Source organism: Flavobacteriales bacterium (assembly GCA_025210295.1).
Taxonomy (GTDB): domain Bacteria; phylum Bacteroidota; class Bacteroidia; order Flavobacteriales_D; family Parvicellaceae; genus S010-51.
This window is the reverse complement of the sequence record JAOASC010000047.1, coordinates 1-19,092: the sequence shown is the minus strand read 5'-3', so window position 1 is coordinate 19,092 and position 19,092 is coordinate 1. Positions and strand designations below refer to the sequence as shown.

General features: G+C 32.5%; 19 protein-coding genes. 13 read left to right on the top strand and 6 right to left on the bottom strand.

Annotated elements, in window-relative coordinates; translation table 11 throughout:
* The first annotated feature begins 45 nt into the window (after positions 1-45).
* The 7 genes from N4A35_15495 to N4A35_15465 all read left to right on the top strand — a co-directional run bounded on the left by N4A35_15495 (position 46) and on the right by N4A35_15465 (position 6,810).
* Positions 46-891 carry a hypothetical protein gene (locus N4A35_15495; GenBank protein MCT4582815.1) on the top strand — a complete coding sequence of 282 codons (846 nt, stop codon included), beginning with the start codon at positions 46-48 and terminating at the stop codon, positions 889-891.
* Between the two features lie 98 nt (positions 892-989).
* The gene (locus tag N4A35_15490) at positions 990-1,520 is read left to right on the top strand and encodes a 3-hydroxyanthranilate 3,4-dioxygenase (GenBank protein ID MCT4582814.1); all 531 of its coding nucleotides are present in this window, start codon (positions 990-992) and stop codon (positions 1,518-1,520) included.
* Positions 1,521-1,526: 6 nt separating this feature from the next.
* Positions 1,527-2,564, top strand: a complete 1,038-nt coding sequence (locus tag N4A35_15485) for a glycosyltransferase family 9 protein (protein ID MCT4582813.1) — start codon at positions 1,527-1,529, stop codon at positions 2,562-2,564.
* A 90-nt stretch (positions 2,565-2,654) separates the two neighbouring features.
* Positions 2,655-3,482, top strand: coding sequence for an alpha/beta hydrolase (locus N4A35_15480; protein ID MCT4582812.1), 828 nt, complete (start codon positions 2,655-2,657; stop codon positions 3,480-3,482).
* Between the two features lie 33 nt (positions 3,483-3,515).
* The gene (locus N4A35_15475; protein MCT4582811.1) at positions 3,516-4,115 is read left to right on the top strand and encodes a WbqC family protein; all 600 of its coding nucleotides are present in this window, start codon (positions 3,516-3,518) and stop codon (positions 4,113-4,115) included.
* A gap of 3 nt (positions 4,116-4,118) precedes the next feature.
* Positions 4,119-5,528 carry a glycosyltransferase family 39 protein gene (locus N4A35_15470; protein MCT4582810.1) on the top strand — a complete coding sequence of 470 codons (1,410 nt, stop codon included), beginning with the start codon at positions 4,119-4,121 and terminating at the stop codon, positions 5,526-5,528.
* Between the two features lie 106 nt (positions 5,529-5,634).
* Positions 5,635-6,810, top strand: coding sequence for an alpha/beta fold hydrolase (locus N4A35_15465; protein ID MCT4582809.1), 1,176 nt, complete (start codon positions 5,635-5,637; stop codon positions 6,808-6,810).
* Positions 6,811-6,880: 70 nt separating this feature from the next.
* On the opposite strand, the gene N4A35_15460 is transcribed toward N4A35_15465, so the two are convergent.
* Positions 6,881-7,459: a phosphatase PAP2 family protein gene (locus tag N4A35_15460; GenBank protein ID MCT4582808.1), complete on the bottom strand. Its 579-nt coding sequence runs from the start codon at positions 7,457-7,459 to the stop codon at positions 6,881-6,883.
* A 104-nt stretch (positions 7,460-7,563) separates the two neighbouring features.
* Positions 7,564-8,700, bottom strand: a complete 1,137-nt coding sequence (locus tag N4A35_15455) for a sensor histidine kinase (GenBank protein MCT4582807.1) — start codon at positions 8,698-8,700, stop codon at positions 7,564-7,566.
* Positions 8,701-8,932: 232 nt separating this feature from the next.
* On the opposite strand from N4A35_15455, the gene mnmA reads away from it, so the two are divergent.
* The gene (gene mnmA / locus N4A35_15450) at positions 8,933-10,108 is read left to right on the top strand and encodes a tRNA 2-thiouridine(34) synthase MnmA (GenBank protein MCT4582806.1); all 1,176 of its coding nucleotides are present in this window, start codon (positions 8,933-8,935) and stop codon (positions 10,106-10,108) included.
* A 361-nt stretch (positions 10,109-10,469) separates the two neighbouring features.
* Positions 10,470-10,862 (top strand): NUDIX hydrolase, encoded by a 393-nt coding sequence (locus N4A35_15445; protein MCT4582805.1) that lies wholly within the window; start codon positions 10,470-10,472, stop codon positions 10,860-10,862.
* Here N4A35_15445 and N4A35_15440 read toward each other — a convergent pair.
* Both N4A35_15440 and N4A35_15435 read right to left on the bottom strand, forming a co-directional pair.
* Entirely contained in the window at positions 10,843-11,760 is a 918-nt protein-coding gene (locus N4A35_15440) for a ribonuclease Z (protein MCT4582804.1), read from the bottom strand. The genes N4A35_15445 and N4A35_15440 overlap by 20 nt on opposite strands.
* Before the next feature lie 6 nt (positions 11,761-11,766).
* On the bottom strand, positions 11,767-12,492 hold the full coding sequence (locus tag N4A35_15435) for a class I SAM-dependent methyltransferase (protein MCT4582803.1): 726 nt from the start codon (positions 12,490-12,492) through the stop codon (positions 11,767-11,769).
* 223 nt (positions 12,493-12,715) lie between these two features.
* On the opposite strand from N4A35_15435, the gene rsfS reads away from it, so the two are divergent.
* From rsfS to speB, 4 genes are all read left to right on the top strand, one after another.
* A complete protein-coding gene (rsfS, locus tag N4A35_15430; GenBank protein ID MCT4582802.1) occupies positions 12,716-13,090 on the top strand; it encodes a ribosome silencing factor in 375 nt (124 codons plus the stop codon).
* Positions 13,091-13,114: 24 nt separating this feature from the next.
* Entirely contained in the window at positions 13,115-15,163 is a 2,049-nt protein-coding gene (gene ftsH / locus N4A35_15425; protein ID MCT4582801.1) for an ATP-dependent zinc metalloprotease FtsH, read from the top strand.
* Between the two features lie 66 nt (positions 15,164-15,229).
* Positions 15,230-16,624, top strand: a complete 1,395-nt coding sequence (locus N4A35_15420) for an arginine decarboxylase (protein MCT4582800.1) — start codon at positions 15,230-15,232, stop codon at positions 16,622-16,624.
* Positions 16,617-17,465, top strand: coding sequence for an agmatinase (gene speB / locus N4A35_15415; GenBank protein ID MCT4582799.1), 849 nt, complete (start codon positions 16,617-16,619; stop codon positions 17,463-17,465). The genes N4A35_15420 and speB overlap by 8 nt, the downstream gene beginning before the upstream one ends.
* A gap of 80 nt (positions 17,466-17,545) precedes the next feature.
* Here speB and N4A35_15410 read toward each other — a convergent pair whose 3' ends face one another.
* A complete protein-coding gene (locus N4A35_15410) occupies positions 17,546-18,394 on the bottom strand; it encodes an AraC family transcriptional regulator (GenBank protein ID MCT4582798.1) in 849 nt (282 codons plus the stop codon).
* Positions 18,395-18,496: 102 nt separating this feature from the next.
* Positions 18,497-19,092: T9SS type A sorting domain-containing protein (locus N4A35_15405; GenBank protein MCT4582797.1), on the bottom strand; the 596-nt coding region annotated here is incomplete at its 5' end.

The window sequence follows — 19,092 nt, the reverse complement described above, 5'->3', positions numbered from 1 at the left end:
TAAATAGTTATCTGTAAATTTACGAAAACGGATAAATTGATGGGTATGAAGTTAGTTGCTGATAGTGGGTCAACCAAAACAGATTGGAGAGTAATTGAAGCGGGGGAAGTTGTTTCTGAATTTGAGACTGAAGGGATCAATCCCTATTTTAAGTCTAGTGAAGAAATTATAAAGTTGCTCAAATATCAGGTGGTGACACAGTTAGCTGATGAGACAGAGATATTGGCCGTTTATTTTTACGGAGCAGGCTGTTCTTCGGAGAGTAAAAATCAACAATTGGCTGAAGATTTTAAAAAGGTATTTATCAATGCTGATGTCAACATTAAACATGATTTATTGGGCGCAGCAATAGCTTCATGTGGAAATGAGAAAGGTATTGTAGCAATCTTGGGGACAGGAAGTAATTCTTGTTTGTTTGATGGCCAAAAGATACTTAAAGAACAGAACTCTTTGGGATATATTTTAGGAGATGAGGGGGCTGGTTCTAATATTGGAAAAAGATTGTTAATTGATTTTTTGTACGGAAGAACCCCTGATCACATAACAATAAAGATGAAAGAAGAGTTGAATTTATCCAAAAATGTCATCTTAGATCATGTGTACAAACAAGCACTTCCGAATCGTTATTTAGCAAGTTTTGTAGAATGGATTAGTCTATATATCAAAGAAGATGAGTACCTACAACGAGTGGTTTTGAGAGCTTTTGATGAATTTTTTATTACCCATCTCATTCGATATGAAGATTACAAAAACATAGACTTAAATATTGTTGGATCTATAGGTTACCATTTTAAAGAGTATCTTTATATTGTTGCATTTAAACATGATATGAAACTAGGAAAAGTCATTAAAAAACCGATTGATGGTTTGGTAGAGTATCATTCGAAATAAAAGCTTGAATTTGAGTAAAACAACTTAATCTTTGTTGACTACAATACTATTTTTCAGTTTTATTTTTATCTTTAAGCAACTTCATAAAAAATAAAATTATGTCAATTGCTTTACCATTTAATTTCCATCAATGGATAGAAGAAAACCAAGATAAATTAAAGCCACCTGTAGCCAATAAAAATATGTATCCACTTTCGGAGGATTACATTGTTATGGTTGTTGGTGGACCAAATGCTAGAAAAGATTATCATTTCAATGAAACAGAAGAGCTATTTTATCAACTCAAAGGAGATATTTTAGTCAAAATACAACAAGAGGGTAAAGCGGTTGAGGTCCCAATTAAAGAAGGAGAAATGTTTTTATTACCTGCTAATATTCCACATTCTCCGATTAGAAGTGAAGGGTCTATAGGTTTAGTAATTGAAAGAGTACGTAAAGGTAAAGGCTTTAAAGATGGTTTATTATGGTTTTGTGATCACTGCAATAACAAATTATTTGAGGAATATTTCGAATTAAAAGACATAGAAAAAGATTTTTTACCAGTTTTTAGAAAATATTATGGTTCTCAAGAATTAAGAACTTGTAATTCATGTGGAGCTGAAATGGAAGTAGACGAACGATTTGTGTAATTGTAAATGAAAAAAGTTCTTGTAATAAGATTCTCAGCAATGGGAGATGTTGCGCTTACAGCTCCAGTTATTCATGCTGCTTTGGAGCAAAATCCACACTTAGAAATCAAATACTTATCACGCGGTTTTTTTCAACCTCTATTTAATCTTTATCCAAGTTTTTCTTTTAAATCAGCAGATTTAAAAGGAAAACATAAAGGGATTAATGGGTTGAGAAAATTGTATAAAGAATTAAAGGTCGAAAAGTTTGATGCAGTTCTTGATTTACATGATGTATTAAGAACGAAAATTCTACGTTCCTTTTTTAGATTAGCTGGAGTTCCTGTTTATGTAATAGATAAAGGGAGGAAAGAAAAACAGGAATTAATCGCTGGTAAAATTCCATTCCAAGCGTTAAAACATACACAAATACGATATGTTGAGGTATTCAAAAAAGCAGGTGTTCAGGTTGAATTAAAAAAAGATGCTTTCTTAACTATTGAAGTTAATTCGAAAGTGGAGCAGTTTATCAATGCTTCAATAGGACAATATCAAAAAATAATTGGAATTGCCCCATTTGCCGCCCATAAAAGTAAAGAATTAGGATTACCAAAAATCAAGGCGTTAATTCAAGCACTCACGCAAGAAGAGGAGAATTTTGTTGTATTGTTTGGTGGAGGAGAGCAAGAACAGCAGTTGTTAGAAGAGCTAGCGAATCAATTTTCGAATTGTGAATCAATTGTAGGGAAATTAAAGTTTGAAGAAGAGTTAATGTTGATGAGTAAATTGGAAGTAATGGTAGCTATGGATAGTGGTAATATGCATTTAGCAGCATTAGTAAATACTAAAGTTGTTTCCATTTGGGGAGCTACACATCCCTATCTAGGTTTTTCTCCATATAACAATGAAGCATATATGGTTCAAGTACCAAAAGAAGAGCTGCCATGTAGGCCCTGTACTGTATATGGAAAACTAAAATCAGAGGCAGATCAACAATGTGCTCAACAAGCAATGGAGAAAATTTCAATTGAGATGATTCTGGAGGCGATGAAAAGAGGTGGGTAATTGGCTGATTAGAATAGGACAAAGAAAAACGTAATCAGCATAAAACAGAATGAAAACTCCATCCAATCCCTTATTACACAATTAAAAAAAATGAATAAAAAGCAACTAATTATACCTACCAAGAGAGAACGAGATATCTTAGCCGATATCAGTTATAAAGACAATGATAAAGATAAACCATTGGTCATCTTTTGTCATGGTTATAAAGGCTACAAAGATTGGGGGGCTTGGAATTTAGTTGCAGAAGCATTTGTACAAGCTGGTTTTGTATTTTTAAAGTTCAATTTTTCTCATAATGGGGGAACTTTAGCACAACCAATAGACTTCCCAGATTTACAAGCTTTTGGAGAAAACACCTATACCAAAGAAGTTGAGGACTTACATACTGTAATTAACTGGGCTCAAGCCAATAATGGTTTGCCAATTTTAAAAGATTCGATAACTTTAATTGGACATAGTAGAGGAGGAGGGATTGTTTCTATTGTGGCAAAAGAGCACAAGGCCGTAAGAAAGTTAGTAACTTGGGCAGGTGTTTCAGATTATAAAAAGCGCTTTCCTAAAAAAGAAAAGTTTGAAGCATGGAAAGACCAAGGCGTTTTTTATGTCAAAAATGGAAGAACGAAACAAGATATGCCTCATTTTTTCTCTTTTTATACAGATTTTGTTGAGAATGAGCAGCGGTTAACCATTAAAGGGGCGATTAAACAGCTTAATAAACCACAACTGATTATTCATGGAGATCAAGATGAAGCCGTTTCAATTAAAGAGGCAGAGGCTTTAAAATTATGGAATCCTAAAGCTGTATTAAAGCTTGTTAAAGGGGGAAACCATACTTTTGGTAGCAAACATCCATGGAAAGAAATAGCTTTACCCAATCATTTACAAACTATAGTCAATGAAACAATAGATTTTATTTAATTGTTGTATTTTTGCCTTTCTAAAATTTTAACCATGAGTATTACACTAAGTTCAGTTTATTTGGGAAATATAGATTACTATACCATCATTAATCAAAACCCAGAGATCATTATAGATGTTAAAGAGCATTTTCAAAAGCAATCTTATCGAAATCGAAGTGTAATACATGGGGCAAATGGAGCTTTAAACTTAATTATTCCTTTAGCTAAAAGAGGAATTAGAACGAAAATGGAGGCTGTTAAAATTGATAATTCTCAACGTTGGCAAAACCTACATTGGCGCTCTATTCAATCAGCTTATCGTTCTTCTCCTTATTTTGAATATTATGAAGATGAAATTTTACCTTTTTATGAAGAAAAGTATGAAGTATTAGTAGAGTTTAACGAGGCGATTCAAAATAAAATTGTTGAGCTATTAGATCTTGATAGTCAATTTTTAAAAACAGAAAGTTATCAAAAAATAGCAACTAATGATTTTCGTGATTTAATACATCCTAAAAAAGAAGCAACTTCAAATTATCAAGAAGAAGAATACACTCAGGTTTTTTCCGATAGAAATGGTTTTATCCCCAACCTCAGTATTTTAGATTTATTATTTAATGAAGGGCCAAATGCTATTAATTTTTTAGGGTAACCTATGAAACAAAGTTGGCCTTATCTGCTTATTGTTATTGCATTATTCTTAGGAATAAATGCCCCAGCTCTTTTCTCTGAGGGGATGTTTATGGATGGACTTTTCTATTCCACAATTAGTCGAAATTTGGCTTTTGGAGAGGGTACTTTCTGGGATTTATTTTATACAGAAACATACAACCAGCATTTTCATGGGCATCCACCTTTGGCAATGGGAATGCAAGCATTGTTTTATAGCATTTTTGGAGATCATATTCATGTTGAACACCTCTATTCATTAACGTTATTTATAGCTTCTAGTTACCTGTTAGTGAAGATATGGCTAAAGTTAGTCGACAGACCGCATCGAAAATTCTTCTGGATCCCTCTGTTATTGCACTCAATCATTGGTGTAGTTGGTTGGGCTGTTGCTAATAATATGTTGGAAAATACAATGACGCTTTTTGTATTATTATCTTTTTATAGTGCTTTATTAGCAGTAAATCAAAAAGGAACAATGAGCCAACTAGGCTTAAGTTTACTTGCAGGAGGTTTTATTTTTATGGCTTTTTTAACCAAGGGATTAGTTGGACTTTTTCCATTGTCAAGTATTTTCTTTATTAGTCTTTTTGATCATAAAGTTTCAATAAAATCAGGAATCTTGTTGTCTTTTATCATGCTCATAGGGTTATTGTTGCCGTTTAGTTTTTTATACCTTTTTGTCCCCGAAGCTATAGACAGTCTCAATAATTATTTTCAAGCCCAGGTCGTACACAGTTTAAATAAAGTAGAAATTTCGAATCGTTACTTTATCCTTGGTAGTCTTTTTCAGCAATTAATACCTTTATTGGGGCTAGTTTTGCTAACTTTTTTCTTGAACAGAAAGCAATGGATTAAACTAGACACCAATAGATTACAGAAAGTGTTTTTTCTAGTTGCTATAGGATTAAGTGGAGTTTTACCGATTATTATAAGTTTAAAACAGCGAGATTTTTATATTGTGTCGACTTATCCTTTTTTCGCGTTGGCATTAGGGTTATTACTCGTTCCGTTTTGGAAAAAAGGAGTTGAGCAATTAGAATTAAATACTAAACGATATAAAGGAGTAAAATTGATCAGCTTGTTTTTGTTGTTTGTAAGTTTAATCATTACAGCATTTCAATTCAATAGAGTAGGGAGAGACCAAGAAATGATTGAAGATATCCAAAAAATAAGTGAAGTAATACCACCCAAGAGCATCATTACAATTCCTCCATCTCTTTCTCAAGATTGGTCCTTGAGGGGGTATTTTGCAAGATACCATTCAGTTAGTTTAACATTTGATGAAACAGTAGGCGAAAATTACTATTTATCAAAGCAAAAAGAGGAAGTAGAAAACTTTGAATTGCTTGATGAAGTGAAGTTAAATCGCTATTATTTATACCAGAAAAAATAATTTAATAGCAATTAATTTCAAGACTTGTATCAAAAGGTACAGGTAAATCATTTTAGGGGCTTTTACATTTGTTAATCATTAATTATTAACAAATTTCATATCTAAAATGATCAAAAGTAAACAGTTATTAATTGCACCATTATTATGCTTATTGTTTAATATAGGCTGCAAAAATGCAACCAAAGAAGAGGTAGAAGCAGAAGTGCTAAAAGCAAGTCAAACATGGATTTCTAATTTTAATAAAGGAAATATTAAAGCAATTAAAAAGGCTTATGCAAAAGATGCGGTTATGGAAGCTAAACCATATGGGACTTATAAAGGACAAGAGGCTATTATCCAATTTTGGGAGCCTTTTATTCAATCTGGAGCTTCCAATTTAAAATATACGAATGTAAAAGTAAGGGTTGTTAATTCAACAAAAGCCATTGTTTCTGCTGATTGGAGTATGAACGTGGGGAGTGGTTTGATAATTAATGAAACCTGGGAGAAAACAAATGATAAGTGGAAGCTTACCAAAGATTTTTTTGAGGTTAATAGAGAATTGAAAGCCCAAAAGCAAAAAGCAACGTATGTTTTGGTACATTCAGCTTGGTTAGGAGGCTGGCAATGGGGGAATGTTGCGGAAGTTTTAATAAAAAATGGACACAAGGTATTTACCCCTAATTTGCCAGGCCACGGAAACGACCAAACACCATCAGAAGCGATTACTATGGATGATTATGTGAATACAATTATTAATATTATTGACAATCAAGAAGAACCTGTTATTTTAGTAGGTCATAGTTTTAATGGTATTACTGTCAGTAGAGTAGCAGAGTTAAGGCCGAATAAAGTCAAAAGTTTAGTTTATTTAACGGCTTTTCTATTGCCAAATGGAGGTTCGTTTTTCAAAGCAGTACAAGGGGTAGAGGGCTCTTTGGCTGTAGAAAACTTTTATTTATCAGAAGATCAAAAATATGGATTAGTTAAAGAAGATGAAATTCAAAATGCCTTTGCTCATGATATTTCAGAAGAAGCATTTAATAAAGCTAAATCGTATATAGTCCCAGAGCCAGTGACTCCATTGATGTATGAATTGGAAATTACAGCAGAAAACTTTGGAAAAATACCTAAGTATTATATTGAGTGTACCGAAGATAGAGCAATACCAATTAGTGTACAACAAGCAATGTATAAAGGAAAAGTAAAGAAATCGTATACACTAAATTCTAGTCATACACCAAATTTTTCTCAGCCTGAAAAGCTTGCAGAAATCTTACTGGAAATAGGAAACGAAAAATAATAAATCAAACATCGTTTTTCAAAGCTCAAATCAAGAGATTTGGGCTTTTTGATTGTTTAGCAATGCATTTTTAATAAAAGTTTCTAGTTGATGTATTGTTATTTTTATTAAAAGGGTTCCAATTTTTTAAAGGCTCAAAATGATAGACTAAATGAGTCGTTAATATCGCTATACCTGCGCCAACCAATACATCAGAAACCCAATGTCGATTATTCAATACTCTTAGTCCACCAGTAGCACTTGCAAAAATAAAGCCTGAATAGGCATAAACAGGATGATGTGTTTTGTATTCATAAAATAACGTTGAGGCAGAAGAAAAAGCCATAGAGGTATGTCCAGAAGGAAAAGCATGAGGGGTTTGATCTGGTCGTGTAACTTGAGTGGTACGTTTTAAAGTGTGGGTTAGGATAGAAGTAAAGAATTGAGAAAAAAATAATTGTTTACTTTGGTTAAAATAATTGTTTTTACTTTTCATTCCAAGTGCTTTCCCCAAATACATTTGTCCAATTGGAATAAAAGGTAAATAATCGTCTAAATGCGTTTGAGAGTTAGGATATCGTGTCAGTATTTTTTGTTGAAGGTTATATCGACTAAGTTGACCGGATGTATGATGGATGTATACTCCTCCAGAAATTAGAAAACTGGGCACAATGTATGGTTTTATCTTAGTGAATTTGGAAACTGTTGAATCTGTTTGGCTGAATAATAAACAGGCGGAGGTAATGAAAAGAAATGAAAGAAATATTCTAGTCATTATTTTAGGTTTTTAAAAACAAAATAATACTCCACCCCAATACCTTTAGTATCTTTAATTGAATATTCTCCATCTAATTGCTCTGAAAATGTTTCAATAAGCACAGAACCAAAATTTTCAGTAGGAATTTCATTAAAACCTTGACCATTGTCTTTGTAGGTAATTGTTGTTTTACTTTCAGATTCTTTTTGGATTAATATGGTGATTTTTCCATCTGAACTTTCATTAAAAGCATGTTTAATTGAGTTTGTAATTAACTCGTTAAAAATTAACGCTAGAGGGACTAAACTATCTAAGCTAAAATTATAAATATTAGATTGAATATCTATGCTAATATGCGATTTAAATGAATAGGTTCGTATAATATCTTTAATTAAAGAATTAAGGTAGTTTTTAATGTCTACATTAGATAAATCATCCGTTTGATACATTTTTTCATGAATCAAAGCCATTGAAGAAACTCGATTAATGGCCTCTCTAAATTGAGTAACCATCTCCTCATTATCCAATTGGCTTGATTGTAGTCTTAAAAGGCTGGAAACAATTTGAAGGTTGTTTTTTACTCTATGATGAATCTCCTGAAGCATTACAATTTTTTCATCGCGTTGTTGCAATAGATCAATGTTAGCTTCTTTTAGTTTTTCTTCATTATAATTAGAGTATTCAATTATTTTTTTGATAAAATACCCCGTAATAACCGTAGAAACAATAATGTTTATAATATGAGCGAGTTCAACATTTAATGTTTGATTTTGAATGGTTTCGATAATGACTTCTTTAGGGACATAGAGTATTGCTCCAATTAACCCTACAAAGTTAATCGCCATACTGCCAATTCCGTAACGTGAACCAAACATATAAAAGACAAATACAGAGACAGAAAGCATCCACAACAAATCAACAATCCTTTCCACGTTTAATGCCGTATACATCGTATATTGATTAATGGCCGTTCCAATAATAAATACAGCAATTACTGAAATGTTGTATTTTTTAGAAAATTTTAAGGAAATAAGCACTAATAGCGACATTAGAAAAGCCAATGCCGTAGTTTTAAAGCTTTTGCCCCCTAATAAAAAATGGACAGAAGAAAGGATGAAGAAAAAAGGAGTAAGGATAGAAAATATTTTCCACACCAAATTAAACTTGTACTTTTCATAAAAAGTGGTGTAAACCGTATTAGGGGGGTGAAATATTTTTCTAAAAGTCCTCATTCTATAGCATCAATTATCCGTCGTTTTTCAAAAATAAATGATTATTTCAATTAATTCTAATTTTTTATTGATCAAATCTGTCGTTGGATTATTTATCGGAAGCGAATTTATGTTTAAAAGGAATACTTACCTTTGTACTATTAATTTTATAGGAATGAGTAAAGGTAAAAGAGTTGTTGTAGGGTTGTCTGGAGGTGTAGATTCTAGTGTAACAGCATATTTATTAAAAGAGCAAGGCTATGAAGTCATCGGAATGTTCATGCGTAATTGGCATGATGATTCGGTGATAGAGCACGATGAATGCCCTTGGATAGATGATAGTAATGATGCTTTACAAGTTGCTGAGTCTTTGGGAATTCCATTTCAGGTAATTGATTTCAGTAAAGAATACAAAGAAAGAATAGTCGACTATATGTTTTCTGAATATCAAGCTGGTAGAACACCTAATCCAGATGTACTTTGTAATAGAGAAGTTAAATTTGATATTTTCCTGGAAAAAGCACTAGAACTAGGTGCTGATTATGTCGCAACTGGACATTATTGTAGAAAGGAAGAGCTTGAAATAGAAGGAAAAAAAGTATATCGACTTTTAGCGGGGAAAGATAACAATAAGGACCAAAGTTATTTTTTATGTCAACTAAGTCAAGAACAGTTAAGTAAAGCTTTATTTCCTATAGGACACCTAGAAAAACCAGAAGTTAGAGCAATTGCCAACCAAATTGGGTTAAGTACTGCCAATAAAAAAGATTCACAAGGATTATGTTTTATAGGAAAAGTAAAACTGCCTGTATTTTTACAACAACAGTTAAAACCTAAAACAGGAAAAATAATAGAGTTAGATAATGAAGATGTTGTGTTCGATTACACCAACGATGATTTAGTTACGATTGCAGCACCCTATAACTTAAAAAAAGGAGTAGGGAAAATTGTTGGAGAACATCAGGGAGCACATTATTTTACAGAGGGACAAAGAAAAGGTTTAGCTGTAGGAGGAATGAAAGAGCCACTATTTGTAATAGGTACTGATACGCAATTGAACCATGTGTATGTTGGTCAAGGAACAAACCATAAAGGGTTGTATAGAAAAGGATTAAAAGTCCTCAATGAAGATATACATTGGGTAAGGGAAGATCTTAAGTTAACGCCTGGCCAAAGCATTGCTTATTCTGGAAGAATTAGATACAGACAAGCGCTTTCTAACTATACGTTGCACCAAAAAGAAGATGGATTGTATATTGAGTTTGAAGAAATGCAAAGAGGAGTTGCTGCTGGACAGTTTGTGGCTTGGTATCAAGGAGAAGAATTAATCGGCAGTGGTGTAATTAATTAAAAGTGTTAAAATAGTGTTATAAGCATAGTTTTTTTTAGAAAACTACATTTCTTTTATAACTTTGCACTGGGGTAGTCAAATAAATAGTTGCTTTTAGCAACTGATTTTTTCGGGGATGTAGTTTCTACATCCCTTTTTTTATGTCTAAAAAAATAGTTTTATCGATATATTTTGCTTTGAAGGGTTAAAAAACCATTGTTAGTCTAAAAAATATATTTGCAATATAAAAATGCTATATATTTGTGTTGGGGTAGTCAAATAAATAGTTGCTTTTAGAAGTAACTGATTTTTTCGGGGATGTAGTTTTCTACATCCCTTTTTTTATTTTTATATTTGTCTGATAAAAACTACGTTCAATATTTTGGTTAATAGAAAAGCACGTTTATTAGTACTGAATTATCCTTTTGTCTTGGCTTTTAAGAAAAGAGGGCAGGATCGTTATAGTTTAATTGGGGGAAACATTGAAAAAAAAGAGCGCCCCACTGCCTCGATGATAAGAGAAGCAAAGGAAGAAGCAAGTATAAAAATTGGAGCCAAAGATATCACTTGGTGTGGTTTATTGACTGAAGTGAAACAAGGAATCTTACACGAAAGAAATTATTTTGTACTTCTTGAAAAAGACCATGATTTCTTCCTCAATGAACCAGAAAAATTTGAGGCATTAGAATGGATCGATTTTTTTGATAATCAAACAAAGTTTAAGAAATTGGATCGAAAAATGATTAAAAAACAATTTACTTCAATGGAATTGTAAATTCATCTCCATCTTCAACAGCAATCGTATTTTTGAAAAGGGGAGTCGCTTCTTCGATAAACTTTTCTGTAGTTTTATAACGAGCAGAATAATGCCCTACAAGTAGCTGTTTAACTTTAGCTTTTTGAGCGATTAAGCAGGCCTCCTCAATTGTACTATGCATCGTTTGCTTTGCACGATCTTTTTGGTCACTTAAAAAAGTTGCTTCGTGGTAAAGTAAATGTGTATTTTCAATGATTGGAATAATACTTTCTAAATAGGCTGTATCAGAACAATAAGCATAACTCCTTCGTTGATAGGGAGGAAATGTTAATTCGGAAACAGGGATTTTAGTATTTTCTAATTCATAATCTTTTCCTTTTTTTAGATGTTGATACCATGCTATAGGAACATTGTGGGCTTGAACAGCTTTAATGTCTATTCTATAGTCGTGTTGTTTTTCTTTGATCAAAAAACCGTTACAATAGATACGATGTTTTAAAGGTATGGTTTCTATCGTTACTTTTTCATCTTCATATATTAACTCGCTTTCTTTTGAGGTTAAGGGATGAAACTCTATGTGAAAACTAAGGTAAGATTTACTGGCTCTTAGTTGACTAAAAATAATTTCACCAAGAGGCTCTGGTCCATACAGGTGAAGTTCTTTTGTTCGGCCTAATAAATGAAGTGTAGAGATAAAACCTATTAATCCTAAGTAATGATCTCCGTGAAGGTGACTGATAAAGATGTGATTGATTTTTTGGAATTTGATTCCATATTTTCGCATTTGTAATTGTGTTCCTTCAGCACAATCAATTAGAAAATGACGTTCCAACACATTAACCACTTGTGCTGTAGGATTGCGTCTTAATGTTGGTGTAGCACTACCACAACCTAATATGTTAACTTTAAAGATCAAAAGTGTTTACCATTTAGTACCAACAATAATTAAGCGATCAGAAGTATCAGCATCAAATATCGTGAGGTCATAACTACCATAAAAATGATCAACAATTAAATCGGTTTTAGCAATTAATTCTTTAAAATTATCGATAGTTAAGGCTTGTACTTTTTCCTGAAACTCAAAGGTTTTATCACCATCTATTACAGTGATGTCTTTAACAATATACCCGTCAAGGTGTTGACGTTTGATTTGAAATAAAACGCCGTCAATCTCTTTTTCTTCTGCTGAAACCAATGTACGAAGAACTTTTTCGACATTCATAAAATCAATGACAAAATGCCCGTCCTCATTCATCATGGTTTCTATGCTGTTCAAGACTTTTAGATTATCATTGATATCATCAAAATAACCAAAACTTGTAAATAAATTTGCTACTAAATCATATTCATCTTCGGTAAAAGGAGTACGCATATCTTTTACTTCAAAGCTGAGGTTTTCGTGTTCATTACTTTGAGCGGCTTCAATACTGTTAACGGATAAATCAACTCCTTTAACACGATAACCTAAACTCGAGAGATAAATAGAATGTCTTCCTTTACCACAGGCTAAATCCAATATGTTTGAACCATCTTCAAGTCCAATTGCATCAAGTAAAACATCTATAAAAGCTTGCGCTTCTTCATCGTCTCTATTTTTATAGAGTATATGATAATACTTAGAATCAAACCAAGTTTCAAACCATTCCATAATTTAAGTAGTAAATATTTCTTCAAATTTAATAAAATTTATGAATTAAAAATCGTTAGAATTCTTAGTTTTGTATAGCTTATAAACTGTCAAGGTGTCATGTGTTTCTATTGGATTAACAAACGTTAAGATTCTTTAGGCCATAATGTCTTTTGTTCTGACATTTGAACATTGTGGCACAATAACTGACATCGTAAATATATTGTAAAATAAAAAAGAATTAATGAGTGTAAATAATGAAGCAAGTTCTGTATTACTAAAAGAAGAAGTAATTAAAGGTATGCAGGAACTAAAAGCTAAAAATATAGTGTGTATTGATTTGAGAGGTATTCCAGGAGCAGTTTCTGACTTTTTTGTTGTTTGTCATGGTGATTCGCATACACAGGTTGAATCTATTTCTAAGTCGATTTATGACGTAGTTTTAGATGATATTGGAGAGAAGCCTTGGCACCAAGAAGGAAAACAAAATGCTGAGTGGGTACTATTAGATTATGTAGATGTGGTTGCTCATGTATTTTATAAGGATTCAAGAGAATTTTATAACATTGAGGGCTTGTGGGGAGATGCAGAAATAGAAGTTATTTCTGAAGATGAATAATTAATTTATGACGAAATAGATAGAATGGCAAATAAACAAAATTCAAAAAAACCGACATTCAATTTTTATTGGATATATGCGATTATCGCAGTAATCTTAATTTCACTAACATTTGTTCAATCAGATGGAGGGATTAGAAGTACTACACAACAAGAGTTCAGAGAAGTAATGCTGAAAGGCAACGATGTAGAACGTGTTGATCTGGTAGATAGAACAATTGCTCATGTAACAATTAAACCTGAAAGTTTAAAAAAAGAGTTTTATCAAAATAAGTTTAAAGCGAAAAGACCGCTATTAGGCGGTGGAGGAAATAGTGGACCACATTTTCAATTTAGAGTATTGAATAGTGAAAACTTTTCTAAACAATTGGTAGAATGGGGACAAGAGTCTAGCTACGGAATTAAGTATGATGCTTATGAAACCAATAAATTAGGACAAGAAATTTTTAGTTGGTTAATCTTCTTCGGAATTATGTTAGCGATATGGATGTTTATCATGCGTAGAGTTACTGGCGGAGGAATGGGAGGTGGCTCTCAAATTTTCAACGTTGGAAAATCAAGAGCTAAGATGTTTGGTTCACAAGGAGAAAGTACCAATACTACATTTAAAGATGTAGCAGGATTAGAAGGGGCTAAAGAAGAAATTAAAGAAATTGTAGACTTTCTTAAAAACCCTAAGAAATATACAGAGCTTGGAGCTAAAATTCCTAAAGGTGCACTACTTGTAGGTCCTCCAGGTACAGGAAAAACATTATTGGCTAAAGCTGTTGCAGGAGAAGCTAAAGTTCCTTTCTTTTCTCTTTCAGGATCTGATTTTGTTGAAATGTTTGTCGGTGTTGGAGCCTCACGTGTACGTGATTTGTTTAAACAAGCCAAAGAAAAATCTCCAAGTATTATTTTTATAGATGAGATTGATGCAATTGGTAGAGCAAGAGGGAAGAATCCTAACATGGGATCTAATGATGAACGGGAGAATACATTGAATCAGTTGTTAACTGAAATGGATGGTTTTGGAACCAATAGTGGAGTTATTATTTTGGCTGCAACCAATAGAGTAGATGTATTGGATAAAGCCTTATTGAGAGCTGGACGTTTTGATCGTCAAATATTTGCTGATATGCCAGATTTAAATGAGCGTAGAGCTATATTTGATGTACACCTTAAACCATTAAAAATTGCAGCAGATTTAGATCGTGACTTTTTAGCTAGACAAACTCCTGGATTTAGTGGAGCTGATATTGCAAATCTTTGTAATGAAGCCGCATTAATTGCTGCTCGTAAAAAGAAAAAAGTAATCGAAAAACAGGAATTCTTAGATGCTGTTGACCGTATTATAGGTGGATTAGAGAAAAAGAATAAAATTATTAGCCCAGAGGAAAAACGTGCTATTGCCATTCATGAAGCTGGACACGCTACAGTGAGTTGGATGTGTGAATATGCTAATCCATTGGTAAAGGTAACTATCGTCCCAAGGGGAAGAAGTTTAGGTGCGGCTTGGTACTTACCAGAAGAACGTCAAATTACAACTACTGAGCAAATTTTAGATGAGATGTGCGCTGCATTAGGTGGTAGAGCAGCTGAGTATGTAGCGTTTGGAAAAGTATCTACAGGAGCGTTAAGTGATCTTGAAAAAGTAACGAAACAAGCACATGCCATGGTATCAATCTATGGACTAAATGAAAAAGTCGGTAATGTCTCTTATTACAATATGGGAGATGGGTTTACCAAACCATTTAGTGAACGAACTGCAGCCTTAATGGATGAAGAGGTTAAGAAAATTACCGATATTCAATATCAAAGAGCAATAGCTATTTTAACTGAGCATAAGGATAAATTAAATTTATTAGCTGATAAGCTAATTGAAAAAGAGGTTATCTTTAAAGAGGACTTAGAACTGATTTTTGGAAAGAGACCATTTGATAAGGAAGCTGTTGAAACAAAGGAAACAAAAGAAGAAGTGGAAGCTGAGGAGGTGAAACTTCAAAATCCTGAAGTTGAAAATACAGTTGATGAGGTTGAAGCGCAACAATCAGAAGAGGCAACCAATCAAGATGAGGAAAATAAAGAAGAATAAAATAACTTGTATTTCAGAAAAGCCCTTATTTTTATAACTAAGGGCTTTTTTTATGCCGTGTAAAAAATGAATACAAAATATAACGATCTAATACAACAAACATTTGACTTCCCACAGGATGAATTTAGTGTAAATAATGGAGAGCTTTCATTTCATGGAATTGATTTATTGAATCTAGTGAAACGTTATGGACTACCGCTAAAATTTAGTTATTTACCCAAAATCTCAACCAATATTCAGCAAGCAAAAAAATGGTTTCAGGAAGCATTTGAGCAACATAATTATCAAGGTCAATATTATTATTGTTATTGCACTAAAAGCTCCCATTTTAAACCTGTAATAGAGGAAGTTTTAAAAAATGATACACATATTGAAACGTCCTCTGCATTTGATATTGATATCGTGCTAAAATTATATAAAGCTAATCAACTACAACAATCAGATTATATCATTTGCAATGGTTTTAAAAGAGATTTATACATCCAAAAGATCGCAGGACTAATTAATGAAGGCTTTACCAATTGTATTCCTGTTATTGATAATTATGAAGAGTTAGGGTTAATTCAATCTGAAACTAAACGACCTTTTAAGGTTGGAATTAGAATTGCTTCTGAGGAGGAACCTAAATTTGCTTTTTATACCAGTAGATTAGGAATAGGCTATAAAAATATTGTGGACTATTACCAACGTGCAATAGAAAATAATCCACAAGTGGAGTTAAAAATGTTGCATTTCTTTATCAATACAGGAATAAAAGATAATGCTTATTACTGGAATGAATTGACCAAATGTTTAAAAGTATATACCGCATTAAAAAAAATATGCCCGACCTTAGATAGCCTTAATATAGGAGGAGGCTTTCCAATCAAAAACTCGCTGGCATTTCATTATGATTATGCTTATATGGTTAATGAAATTATTGGGCTAATTAAAGCTACTTGTGAGGAAGAAGGGGTTGCGGAACCTAATATATTTACGGAATTTGGGTCTTACACAGTTGGTGAAAGTGCAGGTGCTATTTATGAAGTACTTTATCAAAAACAACAGAATGATAAAGAGAAATGGAATATGATTAATTCTTCTTTTATTACCACCTTACCTGATAGTTGGGCGATCAATAAACGTTTTATTATGTTGCCTATCAACCGTTGGGATACTCATTATGAAAGAGTGCTGTTGGGAGGGCTAACTTGCGATAGCGATGATTACTATAATTCTGAGCAACACATTAATGCGATTTACCTTCCCAAATATAAAAAAGAAGCCCCGCTTTATCTTGGCTTTTTTAATACGGGAGCTTATCAAGAAACGATAGGAGGGTATGGAGGATTACAACACTGTTTAATTCCTCAACCCCAACATATCATGATCTATAAAGATAAGGAGGGGAAACAACAAGATTATTTGTTTAAAGAAGAACAAAAAGCAGCTGATTTTTTAAAGATTTTAGGGTATGAATAGAAGATATGCAGGGATACCAGATGAGTATGCAGGATATACAACTTCTAAAGTTGTTATTTTACCTGTTCCTTATGATGAAACGAGTACTTGGCAAAAAGGTGCAGATAAAGGTCCTGAAGCATTTTTAGAAGCCTCTGAAAACATGGAACTTTATGATATAGAAACCGATTCTGAAGTGTATCAGCAGGGTGTCTTTTTAGCAGATTCTGTAGTTGAAAAATCATCTCCAGAAGAAATGGTTGAAGCTGTATATCAGGTAACTAAAAAACATTTGAACAATAACAAAATGGTTACGGTAATAGGAGGGGAGCATTCTGTGGCTATAGGGGCTATAAGAGCATACAATGAAAAATTCGAAAACTTAACGGTTTTACAATTGGATGCCCATGCCGACTTAAGAAAAGAATATGAGGGCTCTACTTGTAATCATGCATGTGCTTTATACGAAGCTAGCCAAACAACCAATTTGATTCAATTGGGAATACGAAGTATGGATAGTTCGGAAAAGGCTGTAATGAAAAAAGAGCAAGTCTTTTTTGCTCATAATTTTAGAGCGGATCAACATTGGCAAGAAAAAGCCGTTAATTTAATGACCAACAATGTTTATATCACCATAGATTTAGATGCGTTTGATCCTGCCATTGTTCCAGCTACTGGTACACCAGAACCAGGAGGCTTATATTGGAATGAAACCCTACAATTTTTAAAGAAAGTGTTTAAAGAAAAAAACGTCGTAGGTTTTGATATCGTAGAATTGTGTCCCAATGAAATAGAAAAATCTTCAGATTTTTTAATGGCTAAGTTATACTATAAGTTGTTAAGTTATAAGTATGTTTTATAGTAAAAAAGGGATTGTTAGTTCTTTGAAAAAAAGCAAAATAAAGTATGCTATTAATACCAGTATCATAATGCTAAATATCCTTATTCTATTTTCCAAAAATAATCGTTTTGGGCTAGTTTTCGTATATTACTAAAAATAGTTTTTGGAGAGGCTCCAGCTAAAGTTTTAAATTGTTTGTTAAATTCAGCTTGATCATAATAATTGAATTGATATGAGAGATCTATTAATGAGGGCTTTTTAATAGCGTTTAGGTAATAATTAAACGCTTTTCTGAATTGATAGGCTTTAATATAGTTCTGAATAGAGCAGTTTAAATGGGTTCTAAAATTCCTTAATAATGTTCTTCGATGTATATTTAGGTGTTGAGCCAATTCATTGACTTTTGGTTTGCTAGGTGAATGTTCTATAAAAGCTATAGCTTGTTTAATAATTTTACAATCATTTAACAAAAACTGACGTTCAAAATATTCATCTAAAATTTCTATTTTTTTTAGGTCACTTATTTCACTAAACAGTTCGCCAATTATCATATCCATTTGTTGTTTAAAATAATTCATCATACAAATACTTTTCCCTTTGGTTAGTTGAAAGAGTGATTGATGCTCTATAAACTGATTAATACCAAAAGGTTCAAATACAATACCTATTTTTTGAAAAGGAGGTCGAATTTCAGCTGTGCCAGCTTGGTAATATGCTGATGTAAAACAATAAAAATAATCTGTATGTTCGTCTGGTATAGCTATAGAGTGAGAGGGAGAAATAAATAGAACTTTAGAAGATTTATAGATGGTTAACCCTGTATATATAGTCGGATAATACACAATTTTTTTTGTCTTACTTTTATTATAATCTTTATGAAAATAATAGTCTTTAATATAAGCCCTTAGTTTTTTACTTCTGGGCTTATATAAAATAAATTGCTCATTCATATTCTTAAATTTAATAGAATTAAAATTCCGTTTTTTAGGTTATCTATATAGGTTTGATTGTATTCCCATATAAAATGAATGTACGGTAATTAAGGGGGAACACTATTTTTTTATGAATTGCATTATAGCGTTTTGATCATTAGTTTTTACTTTGACAAAATAATTTCCAGAGGGTAAGTTAAGTGCTACATTACAACTGCTAACATTGGTAAATACTTCACTTAAAACTTGTTCTCCTAAAATATCATAAACTCTAATTATTCCAGAGCTTGTTTTGTTAAACCTAATAGTAAAGTTCTCTTTTATAGGGTTAGGATAAAACGTTATTAATTGCTCTTTATATAATGCTTCAACACTAACAGTGTTAATTTCTACACATTCTGAAGTATCTATACATTGACTATTGTTGACAATAACGGCGTAATTTCCATTTTCAACTGCGACATAGCTTTGTTCTGTTTCGTTGCTAATAGGGGCATTATTATTACAATCAATCCACTGGAAGCTTACATCAGAAGAACTGATTTCTCCAGATGTCATTGTTAATCCATTGAGGCTAACCGAATTAGATGGGTATTCGTTGATTGTTAAGTTTAACGTCACAACAGAATCACACCCTTGTATAGAAGTTAAGGTTTGCGTAGCTGTATTATTGGAAGCTGTATAGGTATTTCCATCAGTCCAAGTATATGAACCAC